Here is a 26,156-nt window from a genome sequence, read left to right as displayed (position 1 = left end):
ATGGCCCGGTCCGGCAAAGATGGCGACCGGCGGCTCAAGACCGCCAAGAAACGCACCGCAAGCTCACAGCGCTGGCTGGAGCGGCAGCTGAACGATCCATACGTCAAGCAAGCCAAGGCCGACGGCTATCGCAGCCGCGCGGCTTACAAGCTGCTGGGCATGGATGAGAAATTCGACCTGCTCAAAGGCGTCAGGCGCGTGGTCGATCTGGGCATTGCCCCGGGCGGCTGGGCCCAGGTCGTGCGCCGCAAGGCGCCGGGGGCGAGCATTGTCGGGATCGATCTGCTGGAAACGGACGAGATCGAAGGCGTGACCATCCTGCAAATGGATTTCATGGACGACAAGGCGCCTGCCGCGCTGGAAGCGGGGCTGGACGGTGCGCCCGATCTGGTGCTGTCAGACATGGCCGCCAATACGGTTGGCCACAAGCAGACCGACCACTTGCGCACGATGGGTCTGGTGGAGGCGGCTGTCCATTTCGCCACGGAAACGCTGGAGAAGGACGGCGCGTTCGTTGCCAAGGTGCTGGCGGGCGGGACCGACAAGGACCTGCTCGACCTGCTGAAAAAGCACTTCCGCACGGTCAAGCACACCAAGCCGCCTGCCAGCCGCAAGGGCTCATCCGAATGGTATGTGGTCGCTCAGGGATTCAAGGGTCGCGCCGGACAGGAGCCGGACTGAATAGAGGCCGGACCGAAATGGGGGCGCGCTGATCAGCGACCCCCTCCGATTCGGTCAGCGATCAGGCTGCGGCGTCTGCCGCTGCCGCAGCTTCTTCACCGGCAGCAGCTTCACCTTCAACAGCCGCGCCATCTACCGCTTCGCCTTCAACCGCAGCTTCATCGGCTGCGGGTTCGGCCACTTCGGGCACCGGCAGGGCCGGACCGCCGCCATTGGCGAGCAGGTATGCGATGACATTGGCGCGTTCTTCCGGCTTGGAAAGTCCGGCAAAGCTCATCTTGGTGCCATTGGCAAAGGCGCGCGGGCTGGCGAGCCAGTGATCCATATTCTCGTATGACCAGTCACCGCCATGATCGGCCAGGGCGCTGGAATAATCGAAACCGGCTGCATGCTGGCCGACCGGCTTGCCCAGGACGCCCCACAGGTTCGGGCCGATGCCATCGGCACCGCCCTGCGCAATCGTGTGGCAGGCGCTGCATTTGGCAAAGGTGCTTTCACCCGCCGCAACATCGGCACTGGCCAGCAAAGTCGCCAGCGAGGGACCGGCATCGGCGCCGCCGGCGGCTTCCACGCCTTCGATCACATAGCCCAGTTGCTCCGGCCGTTCTTCCTCGGGCATGGCAAGGCCAGTCACGAAGCGAAGGATAAGGGCAACGACGCCAGCAAAGAGAAGCCAGCCGAAAATGGTATTGAGACGGTCAGTCATCGGGTTTCATCTGCCACGTTTAGCTCATTTGGGCTGCGCTCTAGTGGTGCAGCGCCGCAGGCGCAAGTGTCGATAGTGGCTTGTTCGCCCCGATATGTGTCTTTAACCGCTCTGCGCCATGGACTCTTTCCCCGCCCCAGCCCTCGCCCTGGTCGAAAAAATGCATGCTGCCGCGGCAGCTGATCCGCAGCGCGCAATCGCTTTCCAAGGCGCGCCGGGAGCAAATTCTCACCGTGCGGCAATGGAATACGCGCCCGATTGCCTGCCGCTGCCCTGTTTCAGCTTTGCCGATGCGCTGGACGCGGTGAAGGAAGGCCGCGCAGGCTGCGCGATGATTCCCATCGAAAATTCGCAAGCGGGCCGCGTGGCCGATATTCACTTCTTGTTGCCGGAAAGCGGACTTTCGATAGTCGGCGAATATTTCATGCCCATCCACCATGCGCTGATGGCGGTGGGCAAGGGGCCGTTCGAAGCCGCCTTCAGCCATCCCCACGCCCTGAACCAGTCGCGCAAGTATCTGGCGGACCGGGGCATGGTGCCGCTCAGTTATATCGATACGGCAGGTGCGGCGGCCCATGTGAAGGAACTGGGCGACCCGCGCATGGCTGCGATCGCCCCTGCCATCGCCGCAGACCTATATGGTCTGGATATCGTCGATGAACGGGTTGAGGACACAGAGGACAACACCACGCGCTTTGTGGTGCTGGCATCACAGCCGCTGGACCCTGCCACGCTGGCGGGCGAGCCGGCGATAACCACCTTCATCTTCGAGGTGAACAACGTGCCTGCGGCGCTGTACAAGGCGCTGGGCTGCTTCGCCACCAATGGCGTGAACATGACCAAGCTGGAAAGCTACCAGAACGGCGCCAGCTTTGCCGCCACCATGTTCTTCACCGATATCGTGGGCGCACCGGGTGATCCGGCGATCGATCGCGCGCTGGAGGAACTGGCGTTCCACACCAAGGAGTTGCGCATGCTGGGCACTTACCGGCAGGCCCGCGTGCGCGGCTGATCAGGTTCTGATCAGGTTCGGATCATTTCAGGCCCTGACGACTTCAGGTGGGCTTGCCGGACAGTAATTGGCGATGAAATCGGCATGCGTGGGCAGCAGCGATGCAGCCGCGCGGCATTCAGCGGCGATCTTGCGCATCTCTGCCGCCGCGAATTCGGGATCGGCCCGGTCGGCCAGCGCATGCACGCCGCCGGGCATGCAGCGCTGCCCGATCAGCATTGAGCTCCAGCTGCCCAGCTGGAACAGGTGACCGCCATCGACATCCAGAATCCCGCGCGCGCGCCACACCGCCAGCGTGTTCTTCAGGCTGTCGGGAATCTCCATGTTGCGGGTGTAGCGCCAGAACTCGGAATCCTCGCGCTCGCTCAGGTGATAATGGGCGATGATGAAATCGCGCACGCCCAGCCATTCACCTTCCGTCCTTCTGTTGAAGGCATCCTGCAACGCCGGGTCCATGGCGCGGGTGGGAAAATAATCCACCAGCCGTTCCAGCGCGCTCTGCACGAAGTGGATGCTGGTCGATTCGAGCGGTTCGAGGAATCCTGCCGACAGCCCCAGGCCGACGACATTCTTCACCCACGCCCGCTTGCGCCGCCCGGTGCTGAAGCTGATCAGCCGCGGCGTATCCAGCGCCTGCGCATCCAGCGTGGCCAGCAGGCGCTCCTCCGCCTCGCTCTCACTTGAAAACGCGCTGGCGAACACGTGACCATTGCCGGTGCGGTGCTGCAACGGGATTCGCCACTGCCAGCCCACATTGTGGGCAATGCCCTGCGTATAGGGTTTCAGCCCGCCTTCGGCCCGCCGTGTAGGCACGGCCAGCGCGCGGTCGCTGGGGATATATCGGCTCCAGTCGTCCCACGGCTCTTCCAGTTCGCTGCCCAGCAACAGCGAGCGAAAGCCCGAACAGTCGATGAAGAAATCGGCCTCCAGCCGGCGACCATCTTCCAGCACCACCGCGCTGACAAAGCCGCTCTCACCGTCGCGCTCCGCCCCGGTGATTCGTCCTTCCACGCGGTGCACGCCGCGGCTTTCGGCCACTTTGCGCAAGTGCCGGGCATAAAGATGCGCATCGAAGTGATAGGCATGCGAATAGCGATTGGCGAGTTTGTCCTTCTGCGGTTTTGAAGGCGCAAAACGATCCGCGCGGGCCGCCGCTCGCGCCACGAACAGGTCCTGCCATTCGGGATAATTGGTGCCGTCCCGCACGCTTTGGGCGCTGCGGCCCAGCAACCACCAGTGATGCAGCTTGACCAGCGCATCCATCTCCCGCCCGACAGCGCCGAACTGGTGCAGATACTGGTCGCCCTTGCGCCCCCAGTTGTGAAACTCGATCCCCAGTTTGAACGTGCCTTGCGTCTCGGACAGGAAGGCGCGTTCATCCAGCTTCACGAAGCGGTTGAACAATTGCATCGGCGGGATCGTCGCCTCACCCACGCCGACAATGCCGATGGCATCGCTTTCGACCAGCTCGACCTCGATATCCTTGGAAAGGGCCGTAGCCAGCATGGTTGCGGCCATCCAGCCGGACGAGCCACCGCCCACCACCAGCACCTTGCGCACGCGCTGCGCGACCGGGTCCTGTGGCAGATATTCATCGGGAGAAAATTGCGTCATGGCCGATATTGTGGCGCTTTGCGGACGATGGCGCAATCTGGTCGCAAGTCTGTGTGGCGGATGGCCGTGTGAAGGCGAGTGCCAAAGCGTTGCTTCCGGCGCCAGTCCATGCCACCCCTGCAATCGTGACTAAACCAGCGGGAGATAGCGACTTTTCGCGTGATTGGAGCGCGATGCGGGCCGATGGCGATATTCAGTTCGCCCCGGTGGATATGCCCGAAGCCGCGCCCCCGCCGGACTGGCTGACATCGCTGTTTGAATTTCTGGCGTGGCTGTTTTCACCCGTTGCCAATGTGCTGGCATGGTCCTGGCCGGTGCTGTTCTGGGTGATCATCGCCGCAATTGCCGCGCTGGTGATCTTCGCCATCTATCGCCTTGTCGATCCTGCAGGGCTTCGCCTGCGCAGCCGCAGTGCGGACGAACAGACCGTCTGGGCACCCGATCAGCACCTGGCGCTGGCGCTGCTGGAACAGGCCGACGCACTAGCCGCCAGCGGGCAGTTTGATGAGGCCACCCACCTGCTGCTGCAGCGATCGGTGGGCCAGATTGCGCAGGTCAGGCCCGACCTTGTCGATCCATCCAGCACCGCGCGGGAGATCGCCGCCCTGCCCGCCCTGCCCGAAGCAGCGCGCGCTGCATTTGCCACCATTGCCGAGCGGGTGGAGCGATCGCTGTTCGCACTGCGCAGCCTTTCCGCCGAAGACTGGCAGGTGGCGCGCACTGCCTATGCCGATTTTGCGCTCGGCTATGGCAGCGTTGAAAATGCGACCGGAAGCGCAGCCGGGTCATGAGCGCGCGCAGCGGTCCTTTCCGTCCGGCGACGGTGGCGGGCATGTTGTTGCTGGGCGGCGCGGCTTTCCTGCTGCTGTTGTATGCGCTGGGAGCGGGCTGGACCGGACAGGAGAACCGCGACGGCGGTACCCATGCCGCGTCCAATTCGCTCAATGGCTATGCCGGTCTGGTGAACCTGCTGGAGCGGCGCGGCCACGATGTCAGCCTGTCGCGCACGCCTTCACGGCTGCAGGAAAGGGCGCTGCTGGTGGTCACTCCCGGCATGTATTCCGATGCCGGGCAATTGCAGGACCTGATCAATGATCGCAAGGATCAGGGGCCGACGCTGCTGATCCTGCCCAAGTGGTCCGTCTTCCCGGTGCCCGGCAATGCCGGGATCGAGGCCGAAGATGGCTGGGTAATCCTGGGCGGTGCCATGACGCCCGAATGGCTGGCCCAGATGCCCGCGTTTGAGGGGGTGGAGCTGGAGATCGGCACAACGCAGGGCTGGTCCGGCCTGGGGCTGGAAGGCGCATTGCCAGAGGGTGATCACGTGCAGGCGATCACCCGCCAGCCCAGCCCCATCCTGTTCCCCATCGTTACGGACGCTGAGGGCGATCTGCTGGCGGGATACTGGAACCAGAACGGCTATTTCCCTGATCTGGCCGCTGATTCGGGGGTGGAATTCTCTCGCGAGGATGAAAAGCAGCAGGACGATGCCATCTGGCCGCTGGTGGTGGTGATCGAACCGGACCTGCTCAACAATTATGGCCTTGCCGACATGGCCCGCGCGCAGCAGGCGGTGTTGCTGGTGGAAGCGAGCATGGACGGTGTCGATCTGCCGATCATTTTCGACATGACCATTCCCGGGCTTGGCAGCAGCATGAACCTGCTCACGCTGGCCTTCCGCCCGCCATTCCTGGCGGCCACCTTGTGCCTGTTGCTGGCAGCGCTGGTGATCGGCTGGCGCGGTTTTCGCCGGTTCGGACCGCCCAACGCGCCCGCACCCGCCATTGCGCGCGGCAAACGGCAGCTGGCGCGCAACAGCGCCGCGCTGATCGAACGGACCCGCCGCTGGCACCTGCTGGGCGCGCCCTATGCCGATATGATCGCCGCGCGCATCGCCGCCGCATTCCAGATTCGCGAGCGCGACCCCGCCTTGCGCGCCGCCGCCATAGACCGGGCGCTGGCAGCGCGTGACGAGGGTGCACCGCACTTTTCCGAAACCGCCGAAGCCTTGCGCAATGCCCACGGGCAGGCAGAAATCCTGCGCGCCGCCGCCGCGCTCACGGCAATCGAAAACAGAATGATCCGATGAAAGGGAAACTGGCCCGATGAGCATGACACTGGATGACACGCGCAGCCTTGCCGCTGCGATCCGCGCGGAGGTGGGCAAGGCCATTGTCGGGCAGGAACAGACGATCGAGCATCTGCTGATCGCGCTGATCGCGCGCGGCCACGTGCTGCTGGAAGGCCCGCCGGGAACCGCCAAGACCTTCCTGGCGCAATGCTTCGCCGCTGCATCGGGGCTGGAATTTGGCCGTATCCAGTTCACTCCCGATCTGCTGCCGGGCGACATTCTGGGCTCCAATCTGTTCAACTTCCAGACCAGCCAGTTCACCCTGACGCGCGGCCCGATCTTTCGCGAGCTGCTGCTGGCCGATGAGATCAACCGCACGCCGCCCAAGACGCAGGCCGCCCTGCTGGAAGCAATGCAGGAACGCCGGGTGACGCTGGACGGGGAAACCCACGCGCTGAGCGACAATTTCATGGTCGTCGCCACGCAGAACCCGATCGAGAACCAGGGCGTCTATCCGCTGCCCGAAGCGCAGCTGGACCGCTTCGCCTTCAAGCTGCTGGTGCCCTATCCCAGCGCCGAGGAGGAGGCGCGCATTGTCGAGCGGTTCGGCGAACGCAGCGGCCCGCCCCGGGCGGAGGATTTTGCCATCGTGCAGGTTGCCAATGCGGCCAGCATCGCCGCCGCGCAGGCCGCGGTCAGCACCGTCACTATCGCCCGCGACGTGGTGGAATACACCGTCAATCTGGTGCGCGCGACACGCGAAAGCGCCGACATCGCCAGCGGTGCCAGCCCGCGCGCCGCAGTGCTGCTGGCCAATTGCGCGCGTGCCCGGGCGGCGCTGCATGGCCGCGATTACGTGATCCCCGATGATGTGAAGGCGCTCGCCACATCGGCGCTGCGCCACCGCCTGCTGCTGTCGCCCGCAGCCGAGATAGAGGGCAAGCAGATCGAGGATCTGGTCGCCGGGCTGATCGAACAGACGCAGGCCCCGCGCTAGGGCTGAAAACTGGTGAGACCGGCCATCCCGATTGTCCCCTCTGCAAGGGTTCTGGCGCTGCTGGCGGCGCTGGCCCCCATTGCCGTGGTTGTGGCCGCCACCGCGCCTGCCGCGTGGATCGTCGCCCCCGCAGCGGCACTTGCGCTGCTGCTGGTGATGCTGGTCGATGGCTTTCTGGCCGGACCGATGAGCGATCTGGAGCTGCATTTTACGCCCGATGCCGAAGTGGGCCAGCCCACCACCGTGCGCGTGACGGCGCACATCCGGCGCAGTTCCGCCGCTGCGCCGCCCGAAGTCGCCATCGGCTTCGATCCGCGCCTTGGCGAACATGGCCATGCCCATTTCAACCTCCAGCCTGCCGGAGCGCCCTTCGTGTTTGCCGGAGCAGCCGCCATCGTGCCCGTGCGCCGTGGCACCGGCACGCTGGACGAATTGTGGATGCGCTGGAGCGGCCCGCTGGGGCTGGCGGTGCGCCAGATTCGCCGTCCGCTGAACCACGCGGTGCGCGTCTGGCCCGATCTCGCCCCGGTCCGGTCCCCCACATTGCAGGCGTTTCTGCGCGATGCCCAGTTCGGCCTGATCGCCCGCCGCATTCGCGGTGAAGGCACGCAGTTCGAGGCGCTGAGCGAGTATGAAGCTGGCATGGATCGCCGCCGGATCGACTGGAAGGCCTCGGCCCGCCACACCACGCTCTATGCGCGTGAGAATGAGGCGGAGCGCGACAACCAGATCGTCTTCGCCTTCGATTGCGGCCAGTCCATGTGTGAGCCGGTGGACGGCCTGCCGCGCATCGACCGCGCGGTTTCAGCAGCGCTGACAGCAGCCTATGTGGCGCTGAAAGGCGGAGACCGGGTGGCGCTGTTCGGTTTTGCCGATACGCCCGGTTTGATGACGCCTTTCGTCACCGGCACGCGCGCCTTCAACCGCCTGCAGACCGCCGCGGCCGATATCGATTATGTGGCGAAGGAACCCAACTTCACCCTGGCGCTGGCCACGCTGACCGCGCGGTTGCAGCGACGCTCGCTGATCGTGCTGTTCTCCGATTTCACCGATCCCACTTCCGCCGAACTGATGGTGGAGAGCGTGCAGCGGCTGGTGCGCCATCACCTGGTGATCTTCGTCACCATGCGCGATGAGGAGCTGGCCAGCCTGGAGGGCGCTGCGCCTGACAGGATGAGCGATATCGCCACCGCCGTTTCCGCCCATCATCTGTCACACCAGCGCGCCATCGTGCTGCAACGCCTGCGCCGCCTTGGCGTGAACGTGATAGAAGCGCCTCACGATGCCATCGGCTACCAGCTGATCGACATGTATCTGAGCACCAAGCGCGCGGAGGCGATCGGCTGATGGCCCTGGCCCTGTTCAAGACCCCGGAGATCACCCCGCCCGCCGATATCGAGGCGGCGAGCCTGCGTTCGGACCGCTTCCGGCTGGAGCGGGAGGTGGACTGGCAGCGGCTGGAGCGGATCGTCTCGCTGCTGGAAAAGAACCGCCCGCGCCGGATCAATGACGAAGACCTGCTGGAACTGCCGGTGCTTTACCGCAAGGCCGCCTCCAGCCTCGCCGTGGCGCGCGAGACATCGCTGGATGCGGCCACGCTGGCATATCTGGAATCGCTGGTCCGCCGCGCATGGTTCCAGGTCTATGGCCCGCGCATGGGCATGCTCGGCTGGCTCAGGCGGTTCCTGGGCGGCAGCTGGAGCGCCTCGGTGCGCGATATCTGGCTCGACATCTGCATCGCGCTGGCGGTGATGGTGGCGGGCACGCTGGTGGGCTGGCTGCTCGTCGCGCGCGACAGTGAATGGTATTATGCGCTGGTGCCGGGCGAGATGGGCGGCGGACGCCAGCCAGGTGCGGACCGCGCCGCGCTGATGGAGACACTCGAGCCGACCCAGAGCGCGGAGGGGCTGACGGTCTTTGCCACCTATCTGTTCTCCAACAACACCGGCGTGTGCATCATGGCCTTCGCGCTGGGCTTCTGCTTCGGCATCCCCACGCTGTTGCTGCTGGTTCACAACATGGCGGTGCTGGGCGCGATGATGTGGCTGTTTGCAGGGGCCGGGCTGGAATGGGAATTCGCCGCCTGGCTGTCTGTCCACGGCACCACGGAATTGTTCGCGATCCTGCTTTCGGGCGCGGCGGGCCTGCATGTGGGCCGGTCCATGGCCTTCCCCGGCGATGCCTCCATCCTTGCCGCCGCCAGCGCCAGCGGCAAGCGCGCGGCGCAGGTGATGGCGGGTTGCACCATCATGCTGGTGATCGCCGGGCTGCTGGAAGGCTATGCCCGCCAGCTGGTGCCCACCGCCACCGGGCGCGCATCGATCGGCGCGGTGATGCTGGCCTTTTGGATCGCCTATTTCTGCCTGATGCCAAGGCCGCGTGATCATGCACAGGATCGCGGCGACAGCGATGAGGCGCAGCCATGAACGCCGTCGCCACCCGCTTTGGCCTGAACAGGGATGGAAACCGCCGCCTGCGCCAGCTGGTGACGCCGGAAGGGCTGGCCCTGCCGCTGACCATTGCCAGCCGCAGTGCCCGCGCGGGCGCATTGCTGATCGACCTGGGGATAATCTTTCTCAGCCTGATCGCCTTCATCGTGGTGCTTGGCGCCGTCGGTATCGAGCTGGCAGGGATTGACGCCAATGCCAGTGCCGGCGGGGCGATGGAATTTGTCGGCGTGCTGCTGATCCTGCTGCTGTTCCTTGCCCGCTATGGCTATTTCCTGTGGTTTGAACTGGGGCCGCGCGGGGCCACTCCGGGCAAGCGCATGCTGGGCATTCGCGTGGCCGCGCGCGATGGCGGGCGGCTGAGCGCGGAGGCGGTGATTGCCCGCAACCTGATCCGCGATGTGGAAGTGTTCCTGCCCACATTCCTGCTGCTTGGCGGGGCCAGCAGCATGGGCGTGGCTGGCGGTGCGGCGGCACTGTGGCTGGCGATCTTCGTGCTGTTTCCGTTCTTCAACAAGGATGCCCTGCGCGCCGGAGACCTGGTGGCGGGCACATGGGTGGTGGAGGCGCAGACGGCCAGATTGCCCGAAGCCATGTCTGTCAGCCCCGATCGCAGCAGGGACTATCGCTTCGGCGAGGCGGAACTGGCCATCTATGGCGAGCGTGAATTGCAGGTGCTCGAAGGCGTGCTGCGGCAGGACAATGCCGAAACCATGCGCGAGGTGATGGACACCATCTGCGGCAAGATCGGCTGGACCCCGGGACAGGGAGACGAGCGCGAATTCCTGGAAGCATTCTACGCCGCCCTGCGCGCCCATCTGGAACGGGGCATGCGGCTGGGCAGGCGCAAGGCCGACAAGCACACCGGAGCCTGAGCCTTCACAGGTTGGCACATGGCCGGGCAGGCGTTCACCTGTCTTCACAGGCATGGCGGCATTGGTTACAGGGCGCTTGTCATGATCCTTCGCCCCGCAACACCGCAAGATGCCGCAGCACTGGCCCATCTGGGCCGCCACAGCTTTTGCGCAGCGTTTGAACATCTCTATCGCCCGGAAGACCTCTCGGCCTTTCTGGAAAAGGCCTATTCCGTAGAGGAAGTGGCTTCGCAGATTGCCGATCCCGCGACACTATACTGCCTCACCTCCGATGCACCCGGCGGGGCGCTAACCGGCTTTTGCAAGATGAAATATCCCGCCAGCTATGAAGGGCATTCCGATGCGCAGAACCCCATCGTGCTGGCGCAGCTTTACACCGATCCCGATGTGACCGGTAAGGGCATTGGCGCGGCGCTGATGGAATGGGCTCTGGAACAGGCAAAAGCCCGCCAGTGCGATGCCGTGCAGCTTTCCGTGTGGAGCGAGAATTTCGGCGCCCAGCGCTTCTATGCACGGCACGGCTTTACCAAGATCGCCGACATTGATTTCTGGGTCGGGCAGCAGCGCGATGAGGAATTCCTCCTGGAATTGCGGCTTTAGCGCGGCCCGAATGTTCAGGTTGAAGGCGCAGGCTTAATGCGGCCTTAGGGAATTTTCGGCATCCTGCCTGCTCTCAGGTAGAGGATCTTGCCGTATGGCTGTTGCAGAAATCCAGTTGCCCGCACCGGGAATTCCCACCGGCCCGCTGGCCGATCAATTGCTGCATGATGGGGCAATTGACCGGATTCTCGCGGCCGTACGCGGCCACCTGGGTCTGGAGATCGCCTTTGTCAGCCGTTATGTCGAGGGTGGCCTGCGCGAACTGACCCATGTCCACACCGATCTCGACCTGCCGATGGGCGCCGGCTTTCAGGAGCCGGTGGAGAACAGCTATTGCTGGCACATCCTTGAAGGGCGCCTGCCCGAACTGATTCAGGATGCGGACGACCATCCTTTTGCCAAGACGCTGGCGATCACCGATTTCCTGCCCGTGGGTTGCCATCTGAATGTTCCGCTACGCCTGACCGATGGCAGCGTTTGGGGCAGTTTCTGCGCACTGGGCCGGGAGCCTGACCGCAGCCTGGGCCAGCGCGACATGGGCGTGATCCGCGCCTTCGCCGGTCTCGCCGCCGAACGCATCGAATCGAGCATGCAGCAGGATATGGAACTGGCGCGGACAAGAAATCGGATCGAGGACATGCTGGATGGCCATGCCATCACCATTTTCCACCAGCCGATCCATGCGCTGGACACCAATGAGGCAATCGGGGTGGAGTGCCTGGCGCGCTTCCCCAACAACAACAAGCGCGGACCCGAAGCGTGGTTTGAGGATGCGGAGAAAGTCGGCCTGGGCGTGGAGCTGGAAATGGCGGCTGTTCGCGGCGCGCTGGAAACTCTCTCCCATATCCCGGCGGGCAAATATGCCGCGGTCAATGTCTCGCCCGCCACCATCCTTTCAGGCGCGCTGGAAGAGGCGCTGGAAGGGGCCGATAGCGCCAAGCTGGTGATCGAGGTGACAGAGCATCAGCAGGTTGACGATTTCGCCGCCCTGTCCAAGAAACTGGCCCGGCTGAAGGGCAAGGTACGCATCGCCATCGATGATGTCGGCACCGGCTATTCCGGCCTGCGCCACATCGTGGACCTGCAACCCGACATCCTGAAAATGGACATGGCGCTGACCCGCGATATCCACCGCGATCCGGCCCGTCGCGCGCTGACCGGCGCGCTGGTGCAACTGTCCCGCGATATCGGCTGCAAGCTGGTGGCCGAGGGGATCGAGACCATCGAGGAACGCGATGCGATGGCCGCGCTGGGCGTGGATTATGGGCAGGGCTATTTCTATGCCCGCCCGCTGCCCGTGGTGGCTGCCCAGCAGCACCTGCTTGGCCGGGTGGACGATGATGCCGAACCCGATCTCTCGCCGGAAGAAACGCGCGGCACGCCCAGCAAGAATGACCAGCCGGTCATGGGCCTGGTTCCGCGCACGGCAAATGGCTGAGCCGTCCGTTTGACCCGGCCTGATCAGCCCGCCTGATCGGTCAGCGGATTGCGGTCCGGGCTGCGCACCATGCTTTCGCTGGCGGCGCGGATATCGCCGGTATCGATCTGCATCCGCATCCGCCGGCGATCCATGTCCCGGTAGACTGTTTCCGCATGATCCAGCTGCTCTGCCGAAAGGCCCATCCGGTCCAGCCCCAGCAGCGCCATGCGGATCGCGGATTCGTACACCTCGCGCATGACGAATTCCTGCGGGCCGCGCCCCAGCTTCATCACGCTGCGACGATCGAAGCCGCGCACATAGATGGCCGCCTGCGGAAATGCCTCATGCACGGCGGACATGAATTCAGGCTCCACCTGGTCCTTGTCCGTGCAGAACATGATCAGCTGCGCCTCGCCCCCACCAGCCTGCCGCAGCAGGTCCAGCCGCATGCCATCACCGTAATAGACCTTGAAGCCAAATTCGCCCGACATGTCGATCCGGTCCACGTCGCGGTCGATCAGCGTCACCGATATCCCGCCCGCCATCAGCATCTGCGCCACGCCCTGGCCAAACCGGCCATAGCCAACCACCAGCGCGCGGGCATGCTGGTCCAGCGGACCTTCGCGGCCCTCTGACGTGGCGGCCCCCTTGTTGCGGAAACGTCGGGCGATAATCATCAGGAAGGGCGTGGTGGCCATCGACAGGGTGACGATCGCACCGAACAGGCTGGCGGTTTCCGCATCGATGATGCCCGCGCCGCGCGCCTGGGTGAACAGCACAAAGCCGAACTCGCCGCCCTGGCTCAGCAGCAGGCCCAGCGCCAATGCGTTGCGCCAGTCCATCCTGAACAGCATCCCAAGAGCAGCGATGATGGCGGTCTTGAGCGATATCAGCACCAGCGCCATGCCGATCACGAACAATGGCTGATCGGCAATCGCCCCCAGGTCCAGCATCATCCCCACGGCCAGGAAGAACATGCCCAGCAGGATGGAGCGGAACGGCTCGATATCGGCCTCCAGCTCGTGCCGATAGGGCGTGTCGGCCAGCATCACCCCGGCGATAAATGCACCCAGAGCGGTGGACAGGCCGATCAGTTCCATCAGCAAGGCCGATCCCGCCACGGTGAACAGACCGGCGACCACGAACATCTCGCGCTCTCCCAGCCCGCCGATCAGGCGGAACAGCGGACGAAGCGCAAAGCGGCCCGCCGCCACCAGTCCGATCACCACCACAATCGTCACAATCGCCAGCTGCCAGCCGGGCATGGCGTCATCTGGCGCGGACTGGCTACCCAGCGCGGCCACGATGGTGATCAGCGGGATGATCGACAGGTCCTGGAACAGCAGGATGCCAAAGGCGCGCTCACCAAAGGGCGTGCGCAGCCGCCCCGCCGATTGCAGCATGGGCAGCACCTGCGCGGTGGAGGACAGGCCCAGCGGCAGGCCAATCGCCAGCGCGGCGGCCAGCGGATAGCCGGTGATGGCAAGGATAGTGGCGAATATCGCCAGCCCGCAGGCCACCACCTGCGCCAGGCCAAAGCCGAAGATCACGTGCCGCATGCGCCACAGCCGCGCCGGGTTCAGCTCCAGCCCGACCACGAACAGCAGCAGCACGATGCCCAGCTCGGCAATGGAGATCATGCTCTCCGCATCGCCGACCAGCCCCAGCACCTGCGGGCCGACCACCGCACCGGCCACAAGATAGCCGAGCGTCGCACCCAGCCCCAGGCGGCGGAACAGCAGCACGAACAGCAGGGCAAAGCCCAGCAGGATCACCCCGTCATGCAGGAATGCGCCCGCGCCGTGCTCCGCCATCAGCGCGCGCTTTCAATCACAGCCATTTCCATTTCCAGAACAGCACCAGCTGCATGATGAAAATGGCACCGCACATGCCCACCACCACCCAGAAGGCGATACCCGATTCCACTCCCGGCATACCGCCCACATTGATGCCCAGCAGGCCGGTGATGAAGCCCAGCGGCAGGAAAATGGCGGCCACGATGGTGAGCAGGTAGTTGGTGCGTTCAGACCGGGCCACGGCACGAGCGCGGATATCATCCTGCAGCACCAGCGCGCTTTCCTTGGAAATATCGATATCGTCGAGATAGCGCCGCAACCGGTCGATACTCTCGGCAATCTCGCGCCGGTCGCCCTCGTCGAACCATTCGGGCGCATCGCGGGAAATGATCTCCAGCGCCTCATGCTGCGGGGCCATGTGGCGTTGCAGGCCCAGCGAATTGCGACGGATCTGGGAAATCCTCGCCAACATTTCCTCCGCGTCGGCATCTTCGCTGGTGGCTTCCATCCGGTCGATCTCGGCATTCATGTCGACGATGGAGCTGCTCATGCGCACGATCAGCGCTTCCACCAGTTCGGTGATCACCCGCCCGGCATCGCGCGGGCCGTGGCCTTCATCCAGTGCCGCCAGCACGTCGCGCGGGCTTTGCATGCGATGGCGGCGCAGCGTCACCAGCCGCGTGCCATCGCTCCACAATTGCATGGCGATCATGTCCGCCGGTTTGGCCCCGGGATTGAAATTGATCCCGCGCATCACCCCCACCAGCGCATCCCCTTCGCGAAAGGCACGCGGCCTGGTGGAATCGCTGACCAGCAGTTCCACCGTGGGTTCGGCCACTTTCAGACCATGCTCCAGCCAGACTTCGACCTCAGGCTCGTTCCGGCTGAGGTGCAACCACATGACTTCACCGGGAGCCTGCGGTTGCCACACCTGCGCCTCTGCCCAGTTGATCCGCCGGGCACCGCCCTTGCCATCCAGCACGCGGCCAAACAGGAGCGGCCCATCCAGCCGGATTTCGTCAGTCTGCTGCTCGCTCATGTGATCCATGAACGGCATCATGCCGCAACTCGCCACGCATGTCATTGCCCCTTCATGCGCGCGCGCCTATATGCAGGACATGTCTTCAATACGCCCCTGGCGCGATATAGATCGCCGCAAGAGCCGCCAGATCATGGTCGGGAAAGTTCCTGTCGGCGGCGATGCGCCGATTACCGTGCAGACCATGACCAATACCCCCACCGAAGATGTGGGCGCGACGCTGGACCAGATCAGGCGCTGCGAGGATGCGGGCGCAGACATCATCCGCGTGTCCTGCCCGACAGAGGAATCGACCGCCAATTTCGATCAGATCACCCGCGGGGCCAATGTCCCGATCGTGGCGGACATCCATTTCCATTACAAACGCGCGCTGGAAGCGGCCGACAAGGGCGCGGCCTGCCTGCGCATCAACCCCGGCAATATCGGCTCGTCAGAGCGGGTTGCAGAAGTGGTCCGTGCGGCCAAGGCCAACGGCTGCGCCATCCGCATCGGCGTGAACGCGGGATCGCTCGAACGCGACCTGCTGGAGAAATACGGCGAGCCCTGCCCCGAAGCTCTGGTGGAAAGCGCGCTCGATCATATCAAGCTGTTGCAGGACCACGATTTCCACGAATTCAAGGTGGCGGTGAAGGCATCGGACGTGTTCCTTGCCGTGGCCGCCTACATGCAGCTGGCCGAAACGGTCGATTGCCCGCTCCACCTTGGCATTACCGAAGCGGGCGGCCTGATCGGCGGCACGGTAAAAAGCGCCATCGGGATGGGCAATCTGCTGTGGTACGGCATTGGCGACACTATCCGGGTATCGCTTTCGGCAGAGCCGGAACAGGAAGTGCGCGTAGGATTCGAAATCCTCAAGTCACTGGGCCTGCGCACCCGCGGCGTGCGCGTTGTGTCCTGCCCCAGCTGTGCACGGCAGGGGTTTGACGTGATCCGCACGGTAACCGCGCTGGAAGAACGCCTCAGCCATATCAAGACCCCGCTTTCGCTGTCCGTATTGGGCTGCGTGGTCAATGGCCCCGGCGAAGCGCGAGAGACCGATATCGGCATCACCGGCGGCGGCGCGGGCAAGCACATGGTCTATCTGTCCGGCGTGACGGACCACCATGTGGAAAGCGCCGACATGCTCGATCACATCGTCAATCTGGTGGAAAAGAAAGCCGCCGAGATCGAGGATTCGATGATCGATGCAGGCCATGCCGATGGCGCCGCAGCGCAGGCTGCGGAGTGAGCAGGGCATGAGCCGCAAATCCATCTCCCCAAGGACGGATGAAGCGGCAATGCCGGAGCCGGTTGCGGCAAATCGCCAGCTGGTCACTATTCGCGGCGCAAGAGTAGGTGCTGTCTCTGGCGGGGCACTGGCCCTGGGTGCCTTTGCCCTTGGCGCTATCGCGATGGGTGCGGTTGCAATCGGTGCGATGGCCATCGGACGACTTTCAATCGGCAAATTGCATCTGCGTGAGGCGCGTATTGATCGCCTGCGGGTCGGTTCGCTCGAAATAGACGCTGCCACAATAGGCTCGGAAGAGGCGGAATAACATGCGCTGGCTTTTCACAGCCGTTCTGGCGCTTTGCCTGCCTGCACTCGCCGCCTGCACCACAGTCGGCGGCAGCCACCGCCATGCCCACGCGGGCGATTATCCCGAAGCTGCCCTGTATGACGCCAGCGCCGATGCTGCGCTGGCGCTGGATACTGCGCTGGCTCTGGCTGCGGCGGATGCCGTGGTGGACGATGCGATGGGCAGGCCGGAAACGCGCGTCCTGGCCATTTTCGGAGCAAACTGGTGCCATGACAGCCGCGCGCTTGCGGGCTGGCTGCAAACAGAGCGTTTCCAGTCGCTGATCAACGGCAGCTACCGCGTGGTCTATATCGATGCCGGTGTTCCGCAGACGGGAGAAGGCCGCAATCTGGAACTGGCCGCCGAATATGGCGTGGCCGATGTTACCGGCACGCCCACAGTCCTGGTGCTCGGCAGCGATGGCAAATTGCTCAACACGCCCGACGATGCGCGCAGCTGGCGCAATGCTTCCAGCCGCAGCGAGGATGAGATCTTCGCCTGGCTGGAAGGCTTTACTCGCCAGTAACCCAACCGGGCGTAAGATCGCGCCCACAATGGATATCAAGCTTCCTCTTGCAGCCATGCTGATGGCCGGCGGTGTGCTGGGTCTGGCGATGCCGCTGATATCGAACGGCAATCCGCAGGAGGCCGGCAAGGATCTGGCAAATCTCGTTACCGGCGGCGAATTCACGCCTGAACCCCAGCTCGGCATGGCGCAGCAGACCGCCACCGGCTGGGCAGAAAATACCGTGCTCGAAAGGCAGGCCGACGGCCATTTCTATGCCGATGTGCGCGTCGATGACCGGTCCTACCGCATGCTGGTGGATACTGGCGCCACCGTGGTGGCCCTGACCGGGACCGATGCGGCAGACATGGGCCTGCAGTGGTATGAAGACGATGTGGCCCCGGTAGCGCAAGGGGCCAGCGGCCCGATCGAAGGCGTCAACGTCATCATCGATCGCATGAGCCTGGGCGGGCATGAGGCAACCGGCGTGCGCGCCATCATCATTCCCGAAGGGGCGAGCACCTCGCTTCTGGGCCAGTCATTCCTCAGCACGGTGCGTTCGGTGGAGATATCGGGCGACCGTATGGTGCTGGGCAATTGACCTGCCGTCGGCGATGATGGCCCCATGAACATGGCCAGCCTGCTGCCCGGTCGCTGGCGACTGAAGCGCGAGGCTGGGCGCCACAATGCCGCGATTATCGATGTGCTGATGACCGCGCCGATCAGCCCAAAGGCCGATGGGCTGGTGCTGTTTTCGATGATCGGCAGCACGCAGGTGCTGCCGTTTCTGGTGGCGGTCAAATCGTTGTGGTCGCATTTGCAGCGCGGCCGCGTGGCGATATTGGACGATGGCACGCTGACCGCGCAGGACCGCACCATACTGGCGCAGCATTGCGGCGATCCGCAGATCATGCGGCAGGGCGATGTTGTGCGCGGACCCTTCCCCGGCGGCGGCGGCTGGGCGCGGCTGCTGACCATTCTCGATCACCGTGCGGGCGAATACTGGCTGCAGCTGGACAGCGACACCGTGACGCTGGGCGCGCTTCCTGAAGTGGAAGCCGCCATGTCCAGCAATCGCAGTTTTACCCTGATGGACAGCGCCGATGCCGCCGATCACCCGATGGAACTGGGCGCATATGCTCGTCAGTCTGCCACCGGCACCGCGCACGATGATGACCGGACTGGTATCGAGCGCCGCATGGCCGGGCTGGCACCGGACAAGGGCTGGAAATACCTGCGCGGCAACGCGGGTTTTGCCGGATTTGCCGCGGGCAATGCCGGGCGGGACCTGGCCACCGCCTTTCTTGGCCAGATGCAGGCGCTGATCGGCGAAGATGATGCCGCGCACTGGACCATGCAGCATATCGCCTCCAGCTTCATCATCGCCAATGAGGGCGCGCCAGCGTGCCTGCCGTGGCCGCGCTATATCAATTATACCGGCACGCCGTGGCCGCAGGATTGTTGCTTCGTCCATTTTACCGGCGCGCAGCGACACGAAAATGGTGCCTATCTGGCGGCGAGCCGTGCCGCGATTGCGGCCATCGACAGGCGATAGAGCATGGACACAAAGGCGCTCAACGGCGCACAATAGGAGTATGGACCGCCGCCAGTTCATCGCTGCCAGCACTTTGGGCGCCGCCGCCTGCGCCATGCCCCTGCGGCTGGCCGCGCAGGCCGCTCCTGATCCCAGGACCCGTGCCATCCTCTCCGTCGCCCGGCGCGAGGTGGAGCGTGCGGGCAGCGTTCTGTGGCGCCGCGATCTGGCCGCGATCGTCGATTTTGGCGTGCACTCCGCCGTGCCGCGCTTTCACCTCGCCAATCTGGAAAGCGGCACCGTCACCAGCCTGCTGGTCAGCCACGGCAGCGGCTCCGATCCCGAGCATGATGGCTGGCTGAACGCCTTTTCCAATCTCCATGACAGCTGGGCCACCAGCCGCGGGGCCTATGTCAGCTGGGAATGGTATGAAGGGCGATATGGCACTTCGATGCGGCTGGAGGGTCTGGATGACAGCAATTCCGAGGCGTTCAACCGCGCCATCGTGATGCATGCCGCCAGCTATGCCACCCCGGCCCACGTCCATCGCTGGGGCAAGGTGGGCCGATCCAACGGGTGCTTCGCCATCGGGCCGGACGAGTTTTCGCGCGCATTATACATGCTGGCCGGCGGGCGGCTGCTGTTTGCAGACGCGCTGGGCATAGGCGAAAATGGCGAACAGGTGATCGCCCCGCAGCAGCAACCGGTCGATTTCGATGCCGCCATTGCCCAGCGGCAGGCCGAAGCGGCGGAGGCGGGGGCGGAGCTGGAAGCGGAGGGCGAATTGAGCGCCGAGCCGATTGAGGCAGACCCGGACTTGCGGTGAGGCGTGATCGCCTGCCGACAGTCTTCTGTCAGCGAGAGGCCAGCAGCAACTGGCGCTGGCTCGGTCTGCCAAGGCTCGCCACCACCGGCGCATCGCGGTCATAGATATCGTCGAATTCCACCAGGCTGCCATTCTCATCCAGTCCCATGGTGAAATAGGCGATATAGACCGGCACCGGCATGCTGAGCGGCACCCGCGTATATTGTCCGCTTGCCGAAATGCTCAGCGCCTCCTCTGCCGAAACGCCCTGACCCAGCAGGTTGAGCACCACCGCCAGCTCCATCGCATCCTGCACCCTGATGCAGCCGTGGCTGAGCGCGCGCATATCATTGTCGAACAGCTGCTTGGACGGCGTGTCATGCAGGAAGATCGCGTGCGGATTGGGCATGTCCAGCTTCATCGCGCCAAGCGCATTGCCCGGCCCAGGTGACTGCACCACGTTGACACGGCCATTGGCCCCGCGCGTGGCGACATACCCGCGCGCCCGCGCCCAGTTGGGATTGTTGAGCACCCGGCGGCCCAGCCCTTCGCCCACCACAATGCTTTGCGGCACGGTCCATGTCGGATTGAAGATCACCCCTTCGACCATTTCGGACAATTGCGGGGTGGCATTGCGCCCGGGCTGGCCCACGATGGTGCGGTAATTGCGCAGCACCTGCCCGTTTACCGTCAGCCGCAGGCGGTATTCCGGCACATTGACCATCAGGTGAATGCCGCCCAGATCGCGCGGCAGCCAGCGCCAGCGATCCATGTTGGCGCGGATCGCATCGCGCCGCTCCGTGTCATCCGCAGGAGTGGCCGCCAGCGCATCACGCAAGGCCGCATAATCGGGCAGCACCGGATTGAGCGAGGCGAGTACTCCGGCCATGTCCCCCGTTACCAGCGCGCGTTCCATCAGCGGGCCGATGGGCAGCCGCTCGGCATCGGGATCATCCATCAGGTAGCTGCGCCGCGCATCGTCTGGCGTGCGCCCGTCGCGCAGGTCCTGCGCCAGCCAGGTGAAGATGGCACCGGCAACATTGTCCAGCCGCACGCCGGGTCCGCCCGCCATCGCCTCGCGCAGGTCCTGCGGATGGTAATCCGCCGGATCGAGGCCCTCTGCGTCAATCGATTCCACCACCCCCAGCAGCGCCAGTGCGCGCGCCACCGGCCAGCGGAATTCCTCCGCCATGCGCGGGGGGATGGTGCGCCGCGCGCTGCCCTGTGTCCACTGCGCCGCCATCACCTGCACCGCATCGTCATCCAGCACATTGGCCGTTTCGATGCGCTGCGCCGCCGCACTGCTGGCGCATAGTGCAACCACAGACATCAGGGCGGTCCGGACAAGGGAGGCATTGAGCATGACGATGATTGTGGCGCTGCCGGTCGATTCTGGCAAGGAACCAGCTTCATCAGGGAACCGGCATCATATGGCGCGTGACGCAGCACCGGCTGCTGCCTAAGAGCCGGTGATGGACAAGAGCACCAACCTGTATCCCTTTCTGGTGACCCTGCTGGCCATTGCCGTGCTGTGCCTGATGGACGTGTTCATGAAGGGCGCGGCCATCGCGGTGGGGGCTTATAGCGCGCTGATGGTGCGATCGGTCATGCAGGTTTCGCTGGTCACGCCGGTGTGGCTGGCAACCGGCGGCAAATGGCCTGCGCCCCACGTGCTCAAGATCCACATCACCCGCTCGCTGGTGGCCACCTTCATGGCGCTGACGTTCTTTTCCGCCATCGTGCTGCTGCCGCTGGCAGAGGCGATTGCGCTCAGCTTCATCAGTCCGCTGATCGCGCTGGCGCTGGCCGCGCTGATCCTGAAGGAAACGATCGAGAAAAAGGCCATCATTGCCGCGATCATGGGCATTGCCGGCGTGGGCATCATCGTGGGCGGTCGCATCGGGCGCGAGAGCCTGAGCGACGATGCCGCGCTGGGCATCGCCCTGGTGCTGATATCGGCGGTGCTCTATGCGTGGAACCTGATCCTGCAACGCCAGCAGGCGCTGGTGGCCAAGCCGATAGAGATCACCGCCTTTGGCGGAGCGATTGTGGGCCTGACCCTGCTGCTGGGTGCGCCGTTCTTCTTTTCCATGCCCCACGGCGCGGCGTGGCTGGACATCGCGGTTGCCGCGCTGCTGGGCGTGTGCGGATCGCTGGCGCTGTCCTGGGCCTATGCGCGGGCAGAAGCGCAGGTGCTGGTTCCGGTGGAATATACCGGCTTTGCCTGGGCCGCGCTGTTTGGCTGGCTGTTCTTTGCCGAAGATGTGAAGCCCGCCACGCTGGCCGGCGCGGCGCTGATCATCCTGGGCTGCTGGATCGCCGCCCCCAGAAAACACACCGAACAGGCGGTGACGGGCGCGGGCCAGCCCCAGGCCTGATTGCACTGAGTGTCCTGATTGGCGTTTTATCCGCTGACAGGAATTTTGGCCGACGTGCCGGTATCGCTGGTCGTATCGCTGGTCGCATCACTGGACGCCGCGTCCTCATCGTCGCTGCCCTCATCTTCCACGCCCTGCGTGGTCAGCTGTTCCTCTTCACCGCCCAGCAGGAAGCTCGATCCCTGCCAGATCAGGCCCAGCGCCGCGCCAAGAAAGGCGGCCAGCACAAGCGCCACGGCCATGGGAATCACCCCCAGTTTCTCCCTTGGCCTGCCAGGAACCCCCAGAATCATGCTCAAAACCTCCCCTTGATACGCCTAAAGGCCCTGCACCCTTGACCAATCGCGCGCAAACGCGCAACTCGCGCCCAACCGGCCTTCCTCTCCACGGCACAGGCCAAAACAGCAACTGGCATCAGCCCATAACGGCAAAGGACAAGGCATCTATGACCCAGGTCGGCTCCAACTCGCTCGCCACCCGCAGCACGATGGAAGTAGGCGGCAAGTCCTACGCTTATTACTCATTGGCAAAGGCGGCAGAGACGATTGGCGATGTCAGCCGCCTGCCTTTCAGCATGAAGGTGCTGCTGGAAAACCTGCTGCGTTTCGAGGATCAGGGATTCACCGTCAGCAAGGCCGATATTCAGGGCCTGGCCGACTGGCAGAAGAACCCCGCCACCGGTAACGAGATTCAATACCGTCCCGCGCGCGTGCTGCTGCAGGACTTCACCGGCGTTCCGTGCGTTGTCGATCTGGCCGCCATGCGCGATGCGATTGCCAGGCTGGGCGGCGATACCGCCAAGATCAATCCGCAGGTTCCGGTCAACCTCGTCATCGATCACTCGGTGATGGTCGACGAATTCGGCCATCCCAAGGCCTTCCAGCACAATATGGAGCTGGAATATCAGCGCAATGCGGAGCGCTATGACTTCCTGAAATGGGGAGCGAAGAGCCTTGAGAATTTCTACGCCGTGCCCCCCGGCACCGGCATCTGCCATCAGGTGAACCTGGAAAACATCGCCAAGGGCGTGTGGTCCTCTGTCGATCAGAACGGTGAGCTGGTGGCCTATCCCGATACCTGCGTGGGTACGGACAGCCACACCACCATGATCAACGGCCTGGGCGTACTGGGCTGGGGCGTCGGCGGGATCGAGGCGGAGGCAGCCATGCTTGGCCAGCCGATTTCCATGCTGGTGCCCGAAGTCGTCGGCTTCAAGCTGACCGGCGCGATGGCCGAAGGCGTGACCGCCACCGATCTGGTGCTGACCTGCGTGCAGATGCTGCGCGCGCACGGCGTGGTGGGCCGCTTCGTGGAGTTCTACGGCCCCGGCGTGTCCAACCTCAGCCTGGCGGACCGTGCTACCATCGCCAACATGGCCCCTGAATATGGCGCCACCTGCGGCTTCTTCGGCATTGACGACAAGACGCTGGAATATCTGCGCCTGACGGGCCGCGCCGAAGCAGACATCGCGCTGGTCGAAGCCTATGCTAGGAAGCAGGGTATGTGGTTCACGCCGGAGAATGAGCCGATCTTCACCAGCACGCTGGGTCTGGACATGGCATCGGTCGTGCCTTCGCTGGCAGGTCCCAAGCGCCCGCAGGACAAGGTGGCGCTGCCCGAAGTGGACGAGCTGTTCAATTCCGATCTCAAGACCGTTTACGGCAAGTCCGCCCCCGCCCGCGTGGCGGTTGAGGGCAAGGACCATGACGTTGGCGATGGCGACGTTGTGATCGCGGCCATCACCAGCTGCACCAACACCTCCAATCCCGATGTGCTGATCGCCGCCGGCCTGGTTGCCCGCAAGGCGCGCGCGCGGGGCCTGACGCCCAAGCCGTGGGTCAAGACCAGCCTCGCCCCCGGATCGCAGGTGGTCACAGACTATCTGGTGAAGGCCGGATTGCAGGACGATCTGGACGCCATCGGCTTCGATCTGGTCGGCTATGGCTGCACCACCTGCATCGGCAATTCCGGCCCGCTGGCCCCGCCCATCAGCGCTGCGATCAACAACAATGATCTGGTCGCCGCTTCTGTCCTGTCGGGCAACCGCAACTTCGAGGGCCGCGTGTCTCCCGATGTGCGCGCCAATTTCCTCGCATCGCCGCCGCTGGTGGTGGCCTATGCGCTGAAGGGCACCGTCACGCAGGATATCACCACCACGCCGATCGGTCAGGATCAGGACGGCAAGGACGTGATGCTGGCCGATATCTGGCCCAGCAATCTGGAAATCGCCGAACTGCGCGCCTCCAGCATCGATCGCACCATGTTCGAAGCGCGCTATGCCGATGTCTACAAGGGCGATGAGCACTGGCAGGCGATTACGGTCGAAGCGTCTGACACCTATGCGTGGAAGCCGGGCAGCACCTATATCGCCAACCCGCCCTATTTCGATGGCATGGGCATGACGCCCGATGTGGTGAACGACATTGTCGAGGCAAAGCCGCTGGCGATCCTGGGTGACAGCGTCACCACCGATCACATCAGTCCCGCCGGCTCCATCAAGGAAGACAGCCCCGGCGGCCGCTACCTGCTGGAAAACCAGGTGGCCAAGGCAGACTTCAATTCCTACGGCAGCCGCCGCGGCAACCATGAAGTGATGATGCGCGGCACTTTCGCCAACATCCGCATCAAGAACGAAATGGTCCCCGGAGTCGAGGGTGGCTACACCACTTACAACGGTGAGCAGATGGCGATTTACGATGCCGCCATGAAGCACAAGGCCGACGGCACGCCGCTGGTGGTTGTGGGCGGCAAGGAATATGGCACCGGCTCCAGCCGCGACTGGGCAGCCAAGGGCACCATCCTGCTGGGCGTGCGCGCCGTGATCGTGGAGAGCTTCGAGCGCATCCACCGCTCCAACCTGATCGGCATGGGCGTGCTGCCCCTGCAGTTCAAGGGCGGCGACACGCGTGAGACGCTGGGCCTGACGGGCGATGACAGCTTCACCATCAAGGGCCTGGCGAACATGGTTCCGCAGCAGGACGTGGAAGTTGAAGTCACCCGCGCGGATGGCAGCACCTTCAGCTTCACCGCCGCATCGCGCATCGATACCGCGAACGAAATGGAATATTACCGCAACGGCGGCATCCTGCAGTACGTGCTCAGGAAGCTGGCTGCCTGAATCCAGCTCTCATCCAAACAACAAAGGCCCCGCCATCGTGCGGGGCCTTTTTGTTTCGGCGACTGTGTTGGCGGGTCAGTTGGCTCGCGCGCCTTGTGATCTGGCGAGCCTGTAATTGCGGGCGCATGAAAGGACGATTTGCCCCCAAGGACAAACCGCCCTCCCCCCTGCTTGGAGATGGTTGGCTGGATCAGGCGGCCTGGGCGCGGTCCTGATCGCCGGTCTTCTTGCGGCGACGACGCATGAACACTGCGCCCGCGCCGGCACCGAACAGCAGCAGCATGCCGGGTTCCGGCACCTGCGTGCCCGATGACGAGCCGTGGCTGCTGGAGCCATGACTGCTGGAGCCGTGATTGCCGCACTTGTTGCATCCGCCGCTCGACGAAGTGGACGTCGATGTGCTCGAACTGGTCGAAGTCGAGGTTGAACTGGACGTGGATGTCGAAGAGCTGGTCGAGCTCGACGTAGAGCTGGACGTCGACACAGCGCCGGTTGAAGTGGAGACACTGCCGGTGGAGGTCGAAACGCTGCCGGTCGAGGTCGACACGCTGCCCGTGCTGGTGCTGACGCTTCCGGTCGAAGTCGAAACGCTGCCGGTGCTGGTGCTCACGCCGCCAGTCGTTGACGAGGTCGACGTGGAGGAGCCGCCGGTGGACGTCGAAGTGGACGTCGCGCCCGATGACGTGGAGGTGGACGAACCGGTGCTGGAATTGTCGATATCGATATCGATGATGATATCGCCCGATGATGTGCCGGAGCCGGAGCTGGAACCAGAAGTCGAACTGGAACCCGATGTCGTGGTGGTGGTCGACATATCGATATTGGCTGAGCCGCCACCGCTGCCGCCAAAGAAGCCGCCGAAGAAGCCGCCGCCAAAACCACCGCCAAAGCCGCCACTGCCGCCGATGATGATCGGCTGACCGCCGCCGCCTGCAACAACGCGCGATGCGCGCGGCAGTTCAGGCAGGGGAAGCGGAGGAAGCGGCAGGGGCAGAGGCTCTG

At 64.3% G+C, this 26,156-nt stretch carries 26 protein-coding genes; 19 read left to right on the top strand and 7 right to left on the bottom strand.

Translation table 11 applies throughout. The features are described from left to right. The gene (locus ABDZ98_RS03500; protein WP_160592015.1) at positions 1–681 is read left to right on the top strand and encodes an RlmE family RNA methyltransferase; all 681 of its coding nucleotides are present in this window, start codon (positions 1–3) and stop codon (positions 679–681) included. 61 nt (positions 682–742) lie between these two features. On the opposite strand, the gene ABDZ98_RS03495 is transcribed toward ABDZ98_RS03500, so the two are convergent. Next, complete coding sequence (locus tag ABDZ98_RS03495; protein WP_160592013.1) at positions 743–1,387, bottom strand: c-type cytochrome; 645 nt, start codon at positions 1,385–1,387, stop codon at positions 743–745. A 118-nt stretch (positions 1,388–1,505) separates the two neighbouring features. On the opposite strand from ABDZ98_RS03495, the gene ABDZ98_RS03490 reads away from it, so the two are divergent. Next, positions 1,506–2,399, top strand: coding sequence for a prephenate dehydratase (locus tag ABDZ98_RS03490; protein WP_160592011.1), 894 nt, complete (start codon positions 1,506–1,508; stop codon positions 2,397–2,399). Positions 2,400–2,426: 27 nt separating this feature from the next. On the opposite strand, the gene ABDZ98_RS03485 is transcribed toward ABDZ98_RS03490, so the two are convergent. Continuing rightward, a complete protein-coding gene (locus ABDZ98_RS03485; protein WP_160592009.1) occupies positions 2,427–4,013 on the bottom strand; it encodes a tryptophan halogenase family protein in 1,587 nt (528 codons plus the stop codon). Between the two features lie 125 nt (positions 4,014–4,138). On the opposite strand from ABDZ98_RS03485, the gene ABDZ98_RS03480 reads away from it, so the two are divergent. From ABDZ98_RS03480 to ABDZ98_RS03445, 8 genes are all read left to right on the top strand, one after another. Then, positions 4,139–4,804 carry a hypothetical protein gene (locus tag ABDZ98_RS03480; RefSeq protein WP_343805730.1) on the top strand — a complete coding sequence of 222 codons (666 nt, stop codon included), beginning with the start codon at positions 4,139–4,141 and terminating at the stop codon, positions 4,802–4,804. Beyond that, positions 4,801–6,102, top strand: a complete 1,302-nt coding sequence (locus ABDZ98_RS03475; RefSeq protein ID WP_160592007.1) for a DUF4350 domain-containing protein — start codon at positions 4,801–4,803, stop codon at positions 6,100–6,102. Before ABDZ98_RS03480 ends, ABDZ98_RS03475 begins: the two co-directional genes overlap by 4 nt. A 22-nt stretch (positions 6,103–6,124) precedes the next feature. After that, entirely contained in the window at positions 6,125–7,081 is a 957-nt protein-coding gene (locus tag ABDZ98_RS03470; protein ID WP_160592083.1) for an AAA family ATPase, read from the top strand. Positions 7,082–7,093: 12 nt separating this feature from the next. Next, on the top strand, positions 7,094–8,428 hold the full coding sequence (locus ABDZ98_RS03465) for a DUF58 domain-containing protein (RefSeq protein WP_337190200.1): 1,335 nt from the start codon (positions 7,094–7,096) through the stop codon (positions 8,426–8,428). Then, positions 8,428–9,507: a stage II sporulation protein M gene (locus ABDZ98_RS03460; protein WP_160592005.1), complete on the top strand. Its 1,080-nt coding sequence runs from the start codon at positions 8,428–8,430 to the stop codon at positions 9,505–9,507. Before ABDZ98_RS03465 ends, ABDZ98_RS03460 begins: the two co-directional genes overlap by 1 nt. Beyond that, on the top strand, positions 9,504–10,403 hold the full coding sequence (locus tag ABDZ98_RS03455; RefSeq protein ID WP_160592003.1) for an RDD family protein: 900 nt from the start codon (positions 9,504–9,506) through the stop codon (positions 10,401–10,403). The genes ABDZ98_RS03460 and ABDZ98_RS03455 overlap by 4 nt, the downstream gene beginning before the upstream one ends. Positions 10,404–10,484: 81 nt before the next feature. After that, positions 10,485–11,003: a GNAT family N-acetyltransferase gene (locus ABDZ98_RS03450; protein ID WP_160592001.1), complete on the top strand. Its 519-nt coding sequence runs from the start codon at positions 10,485–10,487 to the stop codon at positions 11,001–11,003. Between the two features lie 94 nt (positions 11,004–11,097). Continuing rightward, complete coding sequence (locus ABDZ98_RS03445) at positions 11,098–12,441, top strand: sensor domain-containing phosphodiesterase (RefSeq protein WP_160591998.1); 1,344 nt, start codon at positions 11,098–11,100, stop codon at positions 12,439–12,441. A 23-nt stretch (positions 12,442–12,464) separates the two neighbouring features. On the opposite strand, the gene ABDZ98_RS03440 is transcribed toward ABDZ98_RS03445, so the two are convergent. Together ABDZ98_RS03440 and ABDZ98_RS03435 are read right to left on the bottom strand one after the other, a co-directional pair. Beyond that, positions 12,465–14,237, bottom strand: coding sequence for a cation:proton antiporter domain-containing protein (locus tag ABDZ98_RS03440; protein WP_160591996.1), 1,773 nt, complete (start codon positions 14,235–14,237; stop codon positions 12,465–12,467). Between the two features lie 16 nt (positions 14,238–14,253). Then, a complete protein-coding gene (locus tag ABDZ98_RS03435) occupies positions 14,254–15,279 on the bottom strand; it encodes a zinc transporter ZntB (RefSeq protein ID WP_237437518.1) in 1,026 nt (341 codons plus the stop codon). A 58-nt stretch (positions 15,280–15,337) separates the two neighbouring features. On the opposite strand from ABDZ98_RS03435, the gene ispG reads away from it, so the two are divergent. From ispG to ABDZ98_RS03405, 6 genes are read left to right on the top strand one after another with little or no spacing between them, the layout of a single operon-like run. Next, on the top strand, positions 15,338–16,486 hold the full coding sequence (gene ispG / locus ABDZ98_RS03430; protein ID WP_160592079.1) for a flavodoxin-dependent (E)-4-hydroxy-3-methylbut-2-enyl-diphosphate synthase: 1,149 nt from the start codon (positions 15,338–15,340) through the stop codon (positions 16,484–16,486). A 7-nt stretch (positions 16,487–16,493) separates the two neighbouring features. After that, complete coding sequence (locus tag ABDZ98_RS03425; protein ID WP_237437517.1) at positions 16,494–16,793, top strand: hypothetical protein; 300 nt, start codon at positions 16,494–16,496, stop codon at positions 16,791–16,793. Between the two features lies 1 nt (position 16,794). Then, positions 16,795–17,340 carry a thioredoxin family protein gene (locus ABDZ98_RS03420; protein ID WP_160591992.1) on the top strand — a complete coding sequence of 182 codons (546 nt, stop codon included), beginning with the start codon at positions 16,795–16,797 and terminating at the stop codon, positions 17,338–17,340. Between the two features lie 28 nt (positions 17,341–17,368). After that, complete coding sequence (locus ABDZ98_RS03415; RefSeq protein ID WP_160591990.1) at positions 17,369–17,920, top strand: retropepsin-like aspartic protease family protein; 552 nt, start codon at positions 17,369–17,371, stop codon at positions 17,918–17,920. 24 nt (positions 17,921–17,944) lie between these two features. Beyond that, positions 17,945–18,874, top strand: a complete 930-nt coding sequence (locus ABDZ98_RS03410; protein ID WP_160591988.1) for a hypothetical protein — start codon at positions 17,945–17,947, stop codon at positions 18,872–18,874. Between the two features lie 40 nt (positions 18,875–18,914). Further along, positions 18,915–19,679, top strand: a complete 765-nt coding sequence (locus ABDZ98_RS03405; RefSeq protein ID WP_160591986.1) for a murein L,D-transpeptidase catalytic domain-containing protein — start codon at positions 18,915–18,917, stop codon at positions 19,677–19,679. A 28-nt stretch (positions 19,680–19,707) separates the two neighbouring features. On the opposite strand, the gene ABDZ98_RS03400 is transcribed toward ABDZ98_RS03405, so the two are convergent. Next, positions 19,708–21,021, bottom strand: a complete 1,314-nt coding sequence (locus ABDZ98_RS03400) for a L,D-transpeptidase family protein (protein WP_160591984.1) — start codon at positions 21,019–21,021, stop codon at positions 19,708–19,710. Between the two features lie 109 nt (positions 21,022–21,130). Here ABDZ98_RS03400 and ABDZ98_RS03395 point away from each other — a divergent pair, with 109 nt between their 5' ends. Then, positions 21,131–22,036, top strand: a complete 906-nt coding sequence (locus ABDZ98_RS03395) for a DMT family transporter (RefSeq protein WP_160591982.1) — start codon at positions 21,131–21,133, stop codon at positions 22,034–22,036. A 26-nt stretch (positions 22,037–22,062) separates the two neighbouring features. Here ABDZ98_RS03395 and ABDZ98_RS03390 read toward each other — a convergent pair whose 3' ends face one another. After that, positions 22,063–22,278, bottom strand: a complete 216-nt coding sequence (locus ABDZ98_RS03390) for a hypothetical protein (RefSeq protein WP_160591980.1) — start codon at positions 22,276–22,278, stop codon at positions 22,063–22,065. A 203-nt stretch (positions 22,279–22,481) separates the two neighbouring features. On the opposite strand from ABDZ98_RS03390, the gene acnA reads away from it, so the two are divergent. Further along, on the top strand, positions 22,482–25,154 hold the full coding sequence (gene acnA / locus ABDZ98_RS03385) for an aconitate hydratase AcnA (protein ID WP_160591978.1): 2,673 nt from the start codon (positions 22,482–22,484) through the stop codon (positions 25,152–25,154). 190 nt (positions 25,155–25,344) lie between these two features. Here acnA and ABDZ98_RS03380 read toward each other — a convergent pair whose 3' ends face one another. Beyond that, complete coding sequence (locus ABDZ98_RS03380; RefSeq protein ID WP_337190199.1) at positions 25,345–25,452, bottom strand: PEP-CTERM sorting domain-containing protein; 108 nt, start codon at positions 25,450–25,452, stop codon at positions 25,345–25,347. A gap of 67 nt (positions 25,453–25,519) precedes the next feature. On the opposite strand from ABDZ98_RS03380, the gene ABDZ98_RS03375 reads away from it, so the two are divergent. Next, complete coding sequence (locus tag ABDZ98_RS03375) at positions 25,520–26,074, top strand: hypothetical protein (protein ID WP_343805712.1); 555 nt, start codon at positions 25,520–25,522, stop codon at positions 26,072–26,074. Positions 26,075–26,156 lie beyond the last annotated feature (82 nt).

The sequence above is a fragment of the Alteraurantiacibacter aestuarii genome, from assembly GCF_039523595.1.
GTDB lineage: Bacteria > Pseudomonadota > Alphaproteobacteria > Sphingomonadales > Sphingomonadaceae > Alteraurantiacibacter > Alteraurantiacibacter aestuarii.
The sequence above is the reverse complement of the archived record's forward strand: the minus strand, read 5'-3'. Positions and strand labels throughout refer to the sequence as shown.